The sequence below is a fragment of the Streptomyces cinerochromogenes genome (assembly GCF_014648635.1).
GTDB lineage: Bacteria > Actinomycetota > Actinomycetes > Streptomycetales > Streptomycetaceae > Streptomyces > Streptomyces cinerochromogenes.
Window position 1 is genome coordinate 229,913 of sequence record NZ_BMRM01000012.1, and the last position, 13,559, is coordinate 243,471.

At 73.2% G+C, this 13,559-nt stretch carries 12 protein-coding genes; 9 read left to right on the forward strand and 3 right to left on the reverse strand.

Annotated elements, in window-relative coordinates; genetic code table 11:
• Window positions 1-78 precede the first annotated feature (78 nt).
• The 3 genes from IEZ20_RS23915 to IEZ20_RS23925 form a co-directional block, all read right to left on the reverse strand.
• Window positions 79-306 carry a DUF3107 domain-containing protein gene (locus tag IEZ20_RS23915; protein WP_189302112.1) on the reverse strand — a complete coding sequence of 76 codons (228 nt, stop codon included), beginning with the start codon at window positions 304-306 and terminating at the stop codon, window positions 79-81.
• 142 nt (window positions 307-448) lie between these two features.
• Entirely contained in the window at window positions 449-1,090 is a 642-nt protein-coding gene (locus tag IEZ20_RS23920; protein WP_059252465.1) for a TetR/AcrR family transcriptional regulator, read from the reverse strand.
• Between the two features lie 326 nt (window positions 1,091-1,416).
• On the reverse strand, window positions 1,417-1,650 hold the full coding sequence (locus tag IEZ20_RS23925) for a hypothetical protein (RefSeq protein WP_189302114.1): 234 nt from the start codon (window positions 1,648-1,650) through the stop codon (window positions 1,417-1,419).
• Between the two features lie 212 nt (window positions 1,651-1,862).
• Between IEZ20_RS23925 and IEZ20_RS23930 the strand changes: the two genes are divergently transcribed.
• From IEZ20_RS23930 to IEZ20_RS23965, 9 genes are all read left to right on the forward strand, one after another.
• Window positions 1,863-2,897 carry an alpha/beta fold hydrolase gene (locus IEZ20_RS23930; protein WP_229896233.1) on the forward strand — a complete coding sequence of 345 codons (1,035 nt, stop codon included), beginning with the start codon at window positions 1,863-1,865 and terminating at the stop codon, window positions 2,895-2,897.
• Between the two features lie 8 nt (window positions 2,898-2,905).
• Window positions 2,906-4,339, forward strand: a complete 1,434-nt coding sequence (locus IEZ20_RS23935) for a DUF3152 domain-containing protein (protein ID WP_189302116.1) — start codon at window positions 2,906-2,908, stop codon at window positions 4,337-4,339.
• Between the two features lie 56 nt (window positions 4,340-4,395).
• Window positions 4,396-4,491, forward strand: coding sequence for an Ms4533A family Cys-rich leader peptide (locus tag IEZ20_RS40745; protein ID WP_309485553.1), 96 nt, complete (start codon window positions 4,396-4,398; stop codon window positions 4,489-4,491).
• Window positions 4,492-4,723: 232 nt separating this feature from the next.
• Window positions 4,724-6,442 (forward strand): ABC transporter substrate-binding protein, encoded by a 1,719-nt coding sequence (locus IEZ20_RS23940; RefSeq protein WP_189302118.1) that lies wholly within the window; start codon window positions 4,724-4,726, stop codon window positions 6,440-6,442.
• Between the two features lie 4 nt (window positions 6,443-6,446).
• On the forward strand, window positions 6,447-7,487 hold the full coding sequence (locus IEZ20_RS23945) for an ABC transporter permease (RefSeq protein ID WP_189302120.1): 1,041 nt from the start codon (window positions 6,447-6,449) through the stop codon (window positions 7,485-7,487).
• Window positions 7,484-8,482 (forward strand): ABC transporter permease, encoded by a 999-nt coding sequence (locus IEZ20_RS23950; protein ID WP_189302121.1) that lies wholly within the window; start codon window positions 7,484-7,486, stop codon window positions 8,480-8,482. The genes IEZ20_RS23945 and IEZ20_RS23950 overlap by 4 nt, the downstream gene beginning before the upstream one ends.
• Entirely contained in the window at window positions 8,479-10,095 is a 1,617-nt protein-coding gene (locus tag IEZ20_RS23955) for a dipeptide ABC transporter ATP-binding protein (protein WP_189302124.1), read from the forward strand. The genes IEZ20_RS23950 and IEZ20_RS23955 overlap by 4 nt, the downstream gene beginning before the upstream one ends.
• A gap of 239 nt (window positions 10,096-10,334) precedes the next feature.
• Window positions 10,335-12,062, forward strand: coding sequence for a glycosyltransferase (locus IEZ20_RS23960; protein WP_189302126.1), 1,728 nt, complete (start codon window positions 10,335-10,337; stop codon window positions 12,060-12,062).
• The gene (locus IEZ20_RS23965) at window positions 12,059-13,456 is read left to right on the forward strand and encodes a hypothetical protein (RefSeq protein ID WP_229896234.1); all 1,398 of its coding nucleotides are present in this window, start codon (window positions 12,059-12,061) and stop codon (window positions 13,454-13,456) included. Before IEZ20_RS23960 ends, IEZ20_RS23965 begins: the two co-directional genes overlap by 4 nt.
• Window positions 13,457-13,559: the final 103 nt, after the last annotated feature.

The following is a 13,559-nucleotide window of genomic DNA, read 5'->3' on the forward strand; positions in this document are numbered from 1 at the left end:
GCGGCTCCGTCCGTGCGCGCGGCGGATGCGGAAGGGCCCGGCGGCACACGGCCGCCGGGCCCTTCGCACGACTGTCGCCTACAGCGCGCCGAAGCCCACCTTGCGCACGGTCGGCTCGCCGATCTCCACGTACGCCAGACGGTCCGTCGGCACCAGGACCTTGCGGCCCTTCTCGTCCTGGAGGCTCAGCAGCTGCGTCTTGCCGGACAGCGCCTCGTTCACCAGACGCTCGACCTCCTCGACGCTCTGACCGCTCTCCAGAACGATCTCGCGGGGCGCGTGCTGCACGCCGATCTTGACCTCCACGGCTATGTCCCTCCGACGGTCAGTGATGTGCGCGATCATCCGCGCCGTACCCAGCACACATTAGCCCGGTGAGGGGACGTACACGCTGTGGGCCGGAACGCCAGGAGCGAACACCGCGCGGGAACAAACGGAGAGCGCGGCCTCAGTGGTGCTCGGTGCCGTGCAGCGGGAAACCGGCGATGCCCCGCCAGGCCAGCGAGGTCAGCAGCTGCACCGCCTGGTCGCGTGGGACGCTGCGGTCGCTGTGCAGCCAGGAACGGGCCACCACCTGGGCGAGTCCGCCGAGGCCGGAGGCGAGCAGCATGGACTCCGCGCGCGAGAGGCCCGTGTCCTCGGCGATGACGTCGCAGATGGCCTCGGCGCACTCGTTGGTGACCTTGTCCACGCGCTCGCGCACGGCGGGCTCGTTCGTCAGGTCTGACTCGAAGACCAGCCGGAAGGCCCCGCCGTCGTCCTCCACGTAGGCGAAGTAGGCGTCCATCGTCGCCCGCACGCGCTGCTTGTTGTCGGTCGTCGACGCCAGCGCGCTGCGCACGGACTGGATCAGCGACTCGCAGTGCTGGTCCAGCAGCGCGAGGTAGAGGTCGAGCTTGCCGGGGAAGTGCTGGTAGAGCACCGGCTTGCTCACGCCGGCCCGCTCGGCGATGTCGTCCATCGCCGCCGCGTGGTAGCCCTGCGCGACGAAAACCTCCTGAGCGGCGCCCAGCAACTGGTTCCGCCGGGCTCGGCGCGGCAGACGGGTGCCACGCGGGCGTGCCGCCTCAGTTTGCTCGATGGCTGTCACGCCGCCTCCCAAAGTCGTCCACATGCGGTGTCGGCCGCGCCGCCATCGTACGTTTCGGTAACCCCGGTGTGCGCGGTGCGGGCGCAGAATTTCACGTACCGGACGACGGCGGAAGGCCGGACGGGCCGCCCGCCTCGGCCTGCCGGGTCCCGCGCGGTCCTGCGAGGTCAGCGGTGACGGGCCCGTGACGTCAGCGGTGGCGGGCCCGTGACGTCAGCGGTGACGGGCCCGTCACGTCGGCGGTGGCGGGCCCGTAAGGTCGGCGATCCGTCCCGTGAGGTCAGCGGTGGCGGGCCTGCGAGGTCAGTGGCGGTGGCCCCGTGAGGTCAGCGGTAGTCGTCCTCGTCCAGCGACACCACGCGCGCCTGTTCGACCAGATCGGCCACGTTCCCGCGGTCCGGGTCCATGCCCGTCAGCGGGTCGTCGCGGTCCGGCGCGATGTCCGCCTGCTGCTCGGCGGCGTCCACCTCGGGCGCCTCGACGTCCCGCTCCCGTACCGCGTCCGCCTCCAGCTCGTCGACGTCCTCGATCGCGTCGGGCTCGATGGGGTCATAGGCCATGGTGGGCTCCCTTCCTACGAACGTCCCTGGATAGAGCAGGGGCCACACGCGGGTGCCCTCTGTAAGAGCCTAGGAGACCGCTGATCCCGACGCCATGCCGTCAGGGCCGTTCGCCGCACTGCGTTCGCGGCACCGGTTCTCCAGCTCCACGGGGTTCACTCTGTGACGGCGAACACACGAACCTCGACGTGATCACCTCGTAACATTGCCGCATGTCTTCGACCGAGTCGCCGTCCCCGTCGGCCGCCAGTGTGCTTCCCAGGGTGGCGCCCGTCCGGGTCGGCGAGGGCGAGCGGCTGCGGTCCGTCGGCCTGCCCGGTGTCACCCTGTCGGTCCGTTCCCGGCCCCCCGCGCGCGAGGGCCTGCCGCCCGCGCTGTACGTCCACGGGCTCGGCGGCTCCTCGCAGAACTGGTCCTCGCTCATGGCCGAGCTGGACGGTGTCGTCGACAGCGAGGCGGTCGACCTGCCGGGCTTCGGCGACTCCCCGCCCCCGGACGACGGCGACTACTCCGTCACCGGGCACGCGCGCGCGGTGATCCGCTATCTCGACGCGGCCGGCCGCGGCCCGGTCCACCTCTTCGGCAACTCGCTCGGCGGCGCGGTCACCACGCGCGTGGCCGCCGTGCGCCCCGACCTGGTCCGTACGCTCACGCTCGTCTCGCCCGCCCTGCCCGAGCTGCGGGTGCAGCGCACCGCGGTGCCGACGGGGCTGCTCGCCGTGCCCGGCATCGCCGCCCTGTTCACCCGGCTCACCAGGGAGTGGACGGCCGAGCAGCGGGTGCGGGGGGTCATGGCGCTCTGCTACGGCGACCCCGGGCGGGTCTCGCCGGAGGCGTTCCAGCACGCCGTCGAGGAGCTGGAACGGCGGCTGCGGCTGCCCTACTTCTGGGACGCGATGGCCCGCTCCGCGCGCGGCATCGTCAACGCGTACACACTCGGCGGACAGCACGGGCTGTGGCGCCAGGCCGAGCGGGTGCTCGCCCCCACCCTGCTGATCTACGGCGGCCGGGACCAACTCGTCGGCTTCCGCATGGCCGGCAGGGCCGCCCGTGCCTTCCGCGACTCCCGCCTGCTGTCCCTGCCGGACGCCGGGCACGTGGCGATGATGGAGTACCCGGACGTGGTGGCCGGTGCCTTCCGGGAACTCCTGGCGCAGGCGGACGGCTCCGGCGGGGGCGCCCACGCCGACGCGGACGCCGACGCCGGTACCGGTGCCGACGCCGTCGCCACGGGTCCGAGGAGCTGAGGGCCAGGGTGGGACGCCACAGCCGTCGCGGACCGGTCATCAAGAGCGACTCCGCGGACATAGCCGCACAGCGTGGGGGGCGACGGGGCGAAAGCCCCGACGACAGGGGCGGGGCGCCTGGGCGTCCCGGCGGCGCCCAGGGGACTCCTGGCAGTGCTCCAGGTACTCCCAGCGCTCCCGGGTCTCCCGCGGCTCCCGGGTCTCCCGCGGCCACTCCGGCCCGGGGGGTGCCGCGGATGACCGACGGCGCTCCGGCCCCCGGCGTGCCGAGGGCCGGCGGTGGCGCGCCGGTGCCGGGGGCGCGGGGCGGGCATCCCGAGCAGCGTGAAGCCGGCGGCGGCTGGGGGGAGTTCGCCGGGCGGACGGGCGGTGGCGGTGGGCCGGGTGTCGTGTTGCCCCGGCAGCGGCAGGCGGAGTCGGGTGCGCCGGGGACGCCGGGTGCGCCCGGGACGGGTGCGCCGGGGCCGGGTACACCGGGACCGGGCGGGGCGCGGCGTCGCCGTGGCCCCCGGCAGGAGTACCTCGACGCCTTCGACGGCTCCGCAGCCGCCGGCGAGGACACCAGGGGCACCCGGGGCACCCGGGGCGCCGGGGACGCCCAGGGCGCCGAGCGGACCGGGGCCTCCGCGTCCGGCGCCGCTGTGCCCGCGCAGCGCGGCGCCACCAAGGGGTGGGCCTTCACCGGCATCGCGGCGGCCGCCGTCACCACCGTGCTCGCGGTGGTCGTCGCCGGTCAGGTGACCGAGGCACGGGACCACGACGCGCAGGCGCAGTCCACCGCCGGCCCGGCCCGCGACACGGGTACCCCCGGCGACACCGCGGGCGTGCCGAGCGCGGTGACGCTGACGTACGACCAGAAGATGGGCAAGAGGTACCCGCTCGGCGCCACGCTGGCCGGGCCGGGGAAGTTCGACGCCGTGCCCGGTTTCGACAAGGCCCCCGGCACCGGGCAGAAGTACCGCTACCGCGTCGATGTCGAGCAGGGCCTGGGGCTGGACGGCGCGCTGTTCGCCGAGGCCGTGCAGAAGACGCTGAACGACAAGCGCAGCTGGGCGCACGGCGGTGCCCGCACCTTCGAGCGCGTCTCCTCCGGCAAACCCGACTTCGTGATCACGCTGGCCAGCCCCGGTACCACCGCCAAGTGGTGCGCCAAGTCCGGTCTGGACACCACCGAGGACAACGTCTCCTGCGACTCGGCCGCGACCGAACGCGTCATGATCAATGCGTACCGGTGGGCTCAAGGCAGCAAGACATACGGTGACCGGATCCATGCGTACCGGCAGATGTTGATCAACCATGAAGTCGGCCACCGGCTGGGCCACGGCCATGTCACCTGCCAGAAGGACGGCGAGCTGGCCCCCGTCATGCAGCAGCAGACCAAGTTCCTCGATCACGACGGGATCCACTGCCGGCCCAACCCCTGGCCGTATCCCACGAGTTGACCGGATCCCCTTATGTCACATTGACATGAGTCGTGAGTTCATACATATTTCTGCGCATGTGGTCTAGTCATGCCGTCCCTGCGAGCGCCGCCATCGAGCTGGCGCTCATCGGCGTGACCGCGCTCTGCGTGGCCGACATCCACTGTCGCTGACGCCGCCTCCCCGGCGTTCGCGTCGCGACCCTTTCCCCTTTCCCGTCCGTGGCCGTGTCACGGATCTCTCGACGACCCGACGCCGGGGCCGACGTCTGCCCGCAGCCGTCTCACCCTTCGTCCGCATGTCTCACATGCCGAGAAGCGATCCAGAACTCCTCGAGAAACCCTCGACACGTCTTGATCGATTCTTGATCAACCCCGTCACGTCACCCGAGAGGTCGTCATTCCGATGCGTCAACCGTCCGTCATAGCGCGCCGCGTGGCAGCGGCATCCGTCAGCCTGGTCGTGGCAGCGGGCGCCGCCGCCTGCGGGCCTGAGGACAGCGATGCCAAGGGTTCCGGTGGCGACTCCGTGCCCCACAAGGGCGGCACGCTCACGGTCCTGAACTCCGAGCCGCAGACCGACTTCGACCCCGCGCGCCTGTACACCTCCGGCGGCGGAAACGTCCCCTCGCTGGTCTTCCGCACCCTCACCACGCGCAACCGCGAGAACGGCGCGGCCGGCGCCAAGGTCGTCCCGGACCTCGCCACCGACACCGGGCGTCCCAACAGGGACGCGACCGTGTGGACGTACACCCTGAAGAAGGGCCTCAAGTACGAGGACGGCACGCCGATCACCTCGGCCGACATCAAGTACGGCATCGAGCGCTCCTTCGCCCCCGAACTCTCCGGCGGCGCGCCCTACCTGCGGGACTGGCTGGTCGGTGCCGCCGACTACCAGGGACCGTACAAGGACAAGAAGGGCCTGTCCGCGATCGAGACGCCGGACGCCCGGACCATCGTCTTCCACCTGAACAAGCCCGAGGGCGAGTTCCCGTACCTCGCCACCCAGACCCAGTTCACCCCGGTGCCCAAGAGCAAGGACACCGGCACCAAGTACGAGTCGCACCCGGTCTCCTCCGGCCCGTACAAGGTCGTCAAGAACGAGAACGACGGCGAGCACCTCGTCCTGGAGCGCAACACGTACTGGTCGGCGGCGACCGACGACGAGCGCAAGGCGTACCCGGACAGCATCGACGTGCGCTCCGGACTCGACTCTTCGGTGATCAACCAGCGGCTGTCCGCGTCCCAGGGAGCGGACGCCGCCGCCGTCACCACGGACACCAACCTGGGCCCGGCCGAACTCGCCAAGGTGACCGGCGACAAGAGGCTGGCCGCACGCGTGGGCACCGGCCACTTCGGCTACACGAACTACCTCGCCTTCAACCCGAAGGTGAAGCCGTTCGACAACCCGAAGGTGCGCCAGGCCGTCGCCTACGCCATCGACCGGTCCTCCGTGGTCAACGCGGCCGGCGGCAGCTCCCTCGCCGAGGCCGCCACCACCTTCCTGCCGAACCAGAAGTCCTTCGGGTACACGCCGTACGACCCGTTCCCGGCGGGCGCGTCCGGCAACGCGGCCAAGGCCAGGGAGCTGCTGGCGCAGGCCGGTTACAAGAGCGGCCTCACGGTGACGCTGACCCATTCCAACAACAAGGACTTCGAGACCAGCCCGGAGATCGCCACCGCCGTCCAGGACGCCCTCAAGAAGGCCGGTATCACGGTCAAGCTGCAGGGCCTGGAGGACAACGACTACCGGGACAAGATCCACAGCGTGAAGACCGAGCCCGGTCTCTTCCTCGCCCACTGGGGCGCGGACTGGCCGTCCGGCGGCCCCTTCCTCGCGCCCATCTTCGACGGCCGGCAGATCGTCAAGGATGGAGCGAACTTCAACACGGGCCAGCTCAACGACAAGTCGGTCAATGACGAGATTGACGCGATCAACAAGTTGACCGACCTTGACGCCGCCGCCCAGCGGTGGGGTGCGCTGGACAAGAAGATCGGCGAGAAGGCCCTCGTCGTGCCGCTGTTCCACCCCGTCTACAAGCGGCTGTACGGCTCGGACGTCAAGAACGTCGTCATCAGCGACTGGACCGGCGTGCTGGACATCTCCCAGGTAGCGGTGAAGTAGCACCGTGAGCGAGGCACTTGCCGCCGTCGAGACCGCCGGGACGGACCTCTCCGTCCCGGCGGTCTCGGGGGCACGTCAGTTCTGGCGGCGGCTGCGGGCGCAGCGGGCCGCCCTGGTCGCCGCGGTCGTCGTCGCGCTGCTCGTCCTGGTCGCGCTCGCCGCGCCGCTGCTCACGGCCCTGGAGGGGCAGGACCCCACCACGTACCACCCCACGCTCATCGACTCCGCGCGCGGAGGCGTGCCCATCGGGTCCTTCGGCGGCGTCGGCGCCGACCACTGGCTGGGTGTCGAACCGCAGACCGGACGCGACATGTTCGCCCGGCTGGTCTACGGAGCGCGGGTCTCGCTGGGCGTGTCGCTGGGCGCCACGCTGGTCCAGGTCGCCCTCGGCGTCGCCATGGGCGTGGCCGCCGGACTGGGCAACCGCTGGGTCGACCTGGTCCTGAGCCGTGTCACCGACATCTTCATCTCCATGCCGCTGATGATCATGGCGCTCGCGCTGCTGGCCATCGTGCCGGGCAGCTTCCCGCGCCCCGTCCTGGTCGCACTGATCATCGCGCTGGTCTCCGGGTGGGCCACGACGGCCAAGATGGTGCGCGCGCAGACCCTCACCCTGAAGAACCTCGACTACGTCGCCGCGTCCCGGCTCAGCGGCTGGAGCACCTGGCGGACCGCCGTACGCGAGCTGCTCCCGGGCCTCGCCGCGCCGGTCATCACCTACGCCGCGCTGCTGATCCCGTCCAACATCAGCGTCGAGGCGGCCCTGTCGTTCCTCGGCGTCGGCGTGAAGCCGCCCACCCCCTCCTGGGGCCAGATGCTCACCTCCGCCGACGTCTGGTACCAGGCGGCCCCGCAGTACCTGCTGCTGCCCGCGCTCGCCCTGTTCGTGACCGTGGTCGCGATGACCGTCTTCGGTGACGGCGTCCGCGTCGCCCTGGACCCGCGCGCCGCCTCGCGCCTGCGCATCGGCACCGGCCGCAAGCGGGAGGCGCGCGTCGACACCGCCGTACCCAGCGGCGAACAGAGGAAGGAGGACCGGCCGTGAGCGGCTTCACCGGCTTCGTCCTGCGCCGGGCCATCGGCGCCGTGGTCACCCTGTTCGTGCTCTCGGTGGTCATCTACGTCGTCTTCTACGTCACCCCCGGCGACGTCGCCCAGATCACCTGCGGCCCGCGCTGCTCCCCGGCCCAGGTCCACCAGGTGGCCCAGCAGCTCCATCTCGACGACCCGCTGTACGTGCGCTACTGGCACTTCCTGCAGGGGATCTTCGTGGGCCAGGACTTCTCCACGGGCACCTCCGTGGAACACTGCGCGGCGCCCTGCCTCGGCCAGTCGTACCAGAGCGGCCGGCAGGTCACCGACATCCTCCTGGCCAAGCTGCCGGTGAGCTTCTCGCTGGTGCTCGGCGCGATGGTGATCTGGCTCGTGCTCGGCATCGGCACCGGCGTGCTGTCCGCCTGGCGGCGCGGCCGGCTCTCCGAACGCGTCCTGACCGCGGTCACCCTCGCCGGCGTCGCCACGCCCGTCTTCGTCATCGGCCTGATCCTGATGATCGTCGTCTGCGGTGAACTCCAGCTGCTGCCCTTCCCGCAGTACGTGAACTTCACCGACGACCCCGAGCAATGGGCGTGGAACCTGCTGCTGCCCTGGCTCTCCCTCGCCCTCATCGAGGCGGCCAACTTCGCCCGGCTGACCCGGGCCTCCATGCTGGAGACGCTGGCCGAGGACCACATCCGCACCTTCCGGGCGTACGGCGTGGGCGAGCGCGCGGTGATCGCCCGGCACGCGCTGCGCGGCGCGACGGCCTCCGTCATCGCGCTCAACGCGGTCACCTTCGGCTCGGCCATCGGCGGCGCCGTCCTCACCGAGACCCTGTTCGGGCTGCCCGGCATCGGCCAGGAGCTGGTGCACGCGGTCAAGGTCGTCGACCTGCCGGTGGTCGTCGGGATGGTCCTGGTGACCGGCTTCTTCGTGATCCTCGCCAACGCCGTCGCGGACGTCCTGTACGCGGTGGCCGACCGACGGGTGGTGCTCGCATGAGCCTGGTGGAAGCGGCCGGCACGAGCCTGGTGGATGTGAGGGACCTGACCGTCGAGTTCGGCGCCCTGCGCGCCGTCGACGGGCTCTCCTTCAGCCTGGCGAAGGGCGCCGCCCTCGCCCTGGTCGGCGAGTCCGGCTCCGGGAAGTCCACGGTCGCGGGCGCCCTGCTGGGCCTGCACCGGGGCACCGGGGCCCGGGTCGGCGGCTCCGTGCGGGTGGCCGGCACCGACGTACAGGCGGCCACGGACGAGGAGCTGCGCCGGCTGCGCGGCGCGAAGGCCGCCATGGTCTTCCAGGACCCGCTGTCCTCGCTCGACCCGTACTACGCCATCGGCGACCAGATCGCCGAGGTCCACCGCGTCCACGCGCGCGTGTCGCGGCGCGCCGCACGCGCGCGTGCCGTGGAGGTCCTGGAGCGGGTCGGCATCCCGGACGCGGCGCGGCGGGCCCGGTCCCGCCCGCACGAGTTCAGCGGCGGCATGCGCCAGCGCGCGCTCATCGCCATGGCCCTCGCCTGCGATCCGGACCTGCTGATCGCCGACGAGCCGACCACCGCGCTCGACGTCACCGTGCAGGCCCAGATCCTCGATCTGCTGCACGGGCTGCGCGAGGAGACCGGCATGGGGCTGCTCCTCGTCACCCACGACGTGGGCGTGGCCGCCGAGAGCGTGGACGACGTCCTCGTCATGCGGCACGGCAGAGCCGTCGAACGCGGCCCGGTCGGCGCGGTCCTCGCGGCACCCGCCGAGCCGTACACCCGCGAACTGCTCGACGCCGTCCCGCGCGTGGACGCCCGCCGGACCGGCTCCCCGGCCACCGACGAGGTCGTGCTGGAGACCGTCGGCGCGCGGCGCGAGTTCGGACGCGGCAAGCGGGTGCTGACGGCCGTGGACGACGTCTCGGTGACCGTCCGGCGCGGGGAGACCCTCGGCGTGGTCGGCGAGAGCGGCAGCGGCAAGACCACGCTCGGCCGCATGCTCGTCGGGCTGCTCGAACCCACCGCAGGCGAGATCCGCTACGAAGGGCGCCCGCACACCGGGGTGAACCCGGCCGTCCAGATGGTCTTCCAGGACCCCGTCTCCTCCCTCAACCCCCGCCGCAGCGTGGGCGAGTCCATCGCCGACCCGCTCCGCGCGCGCGGCGACCGGGACGAGGAACGCATCCGGGGGCGCGTCAGGGAGCTGCTGGAGCGCGTGGGGCTCGACGGAGCGCACTACGACCGCTACCCGCACGAGTTCAGCGGCGGACAGCGCCAGCGCATCGGCATCGCGCGGGCGCTCGCCGCCGAACCGCGCGCCATCGTGTGCGACGAGCCCGTCTCCGCGCTCGACGTCACCACCCAGGCCCAGGTGGTCGCCCTGCTGGGCGAACTCCAGCGGGAACTCGGCCTCGCGCTGGTCTTCATCGCGCACGACCTCGCCGTCGTCCGCCAGGTCAGCGACCGGGTGGCGGTGATGCGGCACGGCCGGCTCGTCGAGTACGGGCCCGCCGACGAGGTCTACGACAGCCCGCGCGAGCCGTACACCCGGCAGCTCCTGGCCGCCGTACCCGCGCTCGACCCGGAGCTGGCGGCCCGACGGCGCGCAGCCCGGCGCGCACCGGCGGCCGTCTAGCGCCCGGTGCGCGCCCGCGCCCCGGGTGGCGTAACGTTTCGCGCTCGGATGATCACCGTCTGATCCCTTAGCGCGACGGAACGCGACCCGCACGCGAAAGTTACGACCGTTCACCCCTTTTGGTGGTGCGACGGACAACCGTCCGTCGCACCACCGCCTTGTCCCCTTACGTTCGTCCCGCTGTGAGCCGCCGGGACACGGGCAGGCGGCTCCCCAGACGGGAGGTCGGGGGTGTACACGTGCGCGTAGGGCTGGTCACCGAGGGTGACTTTCCGTATGTGGGCGGTGACGCCGCGCTCTGGTGCGACCGGCTCGTGCGCGGGCTCGGGCAGCACGAGTTCGACGTCTACGCGCTCGACCGTGGACGGGTCCGGCAGGACGACGGCCGCGTTCCGCTCCCGCCGCAGGTCCGGCGGGTGCGCACGGCGCCGCCGCGGACGGCCGGGGACGACGGCGTCACGCACGGATGGCGCACGCGCCGACGCTTCGCCGAGTGCTACGGCGAACTGGTCACGGCGGTGTGCGCGGGAGGCGTCCCGGCCGCGGTCGAGGGTGCCGCGGACGCCGGCTCCCAGGGCTCTCACGATGATCTGGCGGACCGTTTCGGCAACGCGCTGTACGGGCTCGCCGAACTCGCCCGCGACAAGGGCGGACTCGTCGGCGCCCTGCGCTCCGACACCGCCGTACGCGCCCTGGAGCGCGCCTGCCGCGCCCCGCACGCGCTGCGCACGGCGCACGAGGCGCGCGTACCCGATCTGCTCGCCGTCGCCGCCCACCTCGAACGCGCCCTGCGCCCCCTCTCCCTCGACTGGTACGGCGACGACGCCCTCGGCACGGCCGACCTCTGCCACGCCACCACCGGCGGTCCCGCCGCCCTCGCCGGGCTGCTCGCCCGGCACTTCTGCGACGTACCGCTGCTCGTCACCGAATACGGCGTCCGACTGCGCTCGCACTACCTGGCCTTCGGCCCCGACACCGCCGCCCCCGCCGTCCGCGCCCTGCTCGGCGCCTTCCACGGCCGGCTCGCCGCCGAGATCTACCGCCGCGCCGCCCTCCTCACCCCGGGCAACGCGCACGCCCGCCGCTGGCAGGAACGGTGCGGCGCCGACCGCGCACGGATCCGCACGGTGTACCCCGGCAGGGCGGCCGACCGCTTCACCGAGGTCGGCGAGTCCCCGGAACGCGCCGATCCGCGCACCCTGGTCTGGGTCGGCCGCGTCGAACCAGCGAAGGACCTCGTCTCCCTGCTGCACGCGTTCTCCGAGGTCCGCAAGGAGGAGCCCGAGGCCCGCCTGCGGATCGTCGGCTCACCCTCCGGTGCGGCGGGCGCGGAGTACCTCGGCCACTGCCGGGCGCTGGCCGCACAGCTCTTCCCGGACGAGGCGGAGGGCGCGCACGCCGTCGGCGACAACCCCGTCTCCTTCGAGGAGATCGGCGCGCCGGACGCCCCCACGCTGCCCGACGCGTACGCCGCCGGCGCGGTCGTCGTCCTCTCCAGCGTCGTGGAGGGCTTCCCGGTCGGCCTCGTCGAGGCCATGTTCTGCGGCCGGGCCACCGTCTCCACCGACGTCGGCGCGGTCGTGGAGGTCATCGGGGGCACGGGGCTGGTCGTGCCCCCGCGCAATCCCAGGGCGCTCGCCGAGGCGTGCGTGGCACTGCTGCGGGACCCCGAGCGCCGTGAGCGCCTCGGTGCCGCCGCGCGCGCCCGGGCGCTCGAACTGTTCACCGTCGAGCAGAACATCGCGGCATTTCACGGCATTTACCTGGAGATCGTCTCGCACTGCCCGGTCCGCCGGGTCGTCCTGGACGAGTCCGGCGAACCCCTGCCGTTCGCCACCCCGGCCGAGTCCCGCGTCCCGGGCCGCTGGACCGACCCCACGGCCCGCGTCCTGCCCCGCTCCACCCCCACCTGGGCCACCCCCGTCCCGGTCCGAGCCACCCCGCTGGCGGCGGAGGGACCACGATGAGCGACCTGGACGACCGGACCGCCGACAGGGGGGCCGGCACGGACCTGACGGAATCCGGCCCCGCCCGCGGCACCTGGAGTCCTGCCGGCCCTGTCCGGGACGTCCCGACTCCTGCCGGCCCCGCCCGTGACGCCGCGACCCCGGTCGGCCCCAGTGGCACCCCGGCCCCGGACGGACCCGACCGTGGCGCCCCCATCGCGATCGGTCCACGGGCCGCGGCGGGGGCGAGGGCGGACGTGGAGGGCGCGCGGAAGTGGGCCGTGGGTCCGCGCCGTGGGGTCGGTGATCCGGTGAAAGCCCTGCTGCACCGGCACCGTGAGCTGTGCGAGCGGGCCGTGGACCCGCTGGAGATCGCGGCGGGACTGGAGGCGCACGGCGTCACCGACCGTACCGCCGCCCGCTTCCGCCACCGCGACGTGTTCTCCCTCGCCGAGGAGCTGTACGCGCGCGTGCCGCGCACCGCCGGGCCGCGCCCCACCACCGCCCTGCCGGCGCCCCGGATCCGTGCCGGCTGGGCCTTGCTCACCCTCCTGCCCGGAGCGCTGGGCGCGGCCACGGTGGCCGGGCTGCGCGTCACCCACGGACACCCCCGGCTGATGGTCGCGTTCGGCGGTCTCCTCGCCCTTTCCCTGGCCACCGGCGCCGCCCTCCGCCACGGCCCGCTCGCCGGCCCGCCCGGCACGCGCGCGTGGCGCACCGCTCTCGGCACGCGCACGAGGCGCATCACTCTCGGCACGCGCGCGTGCACGTTCTGGCTGCTCGGGTACGCCCTCGTCGGCGACGGCCTCCTCCACGCCGTCCTGACGGGCGGCCCCGACACCCCGCCCACGGGGGCCCCGTACGGCCCCTGGCCCACGGCAACCGCGCCCGTCCTCGCCCTCCTGGCGGCCTGCGCGCCGGCGGCCTGGTCCGCCCATCTCCTCGCCGCCGGCGCTCGCCGCAGGCTCGTCGGCAGCCGGGGCCTCGGAGACTTCACGGCCGCCGCGAAACCACTGCTGTACGGCGCGTTCGCCCTGTTCCTGGGCGCGCTCACCGCACTGCTCGCCCTGTGCGGCACCGTCCTGCACGAGCCCGTCGCCTTCCCGCAGGCCCTCACCCTGGGCGCCCTGTTCCTGCTCGCCCGCCTGCTCACCGCGCACCGGCACCGGCGCGCGCCCGCCCTGGCGCTCGGCGCGGCGGCGGCCACGGAGACGACGGCCCTGGCACTGCCCCTGGCCGGCCGGCTGCCCGGCTGCGCCTTCCTGGCGACCCCCGTCGAGACCCTCACCGGCGCCTGGGGCGAGGCCGCCGTACCCACCCTCGCCTGCGGCACCGCGGCCCTGGCCCTGCTGTGGCACGCCGGCCGCACCCTCACCCGAGCCTCGGCCCACGCGCCCTCGGGAGCACCCGAGTGAACCTTCCGCCACCGGCCCGGTCCCGCCGCCGGAGGCATCCGCACGACCCCTCTGAAGGAGAACACCAGATGACCACCTCCCGAGCCGGAGCGCCCGGAACCGC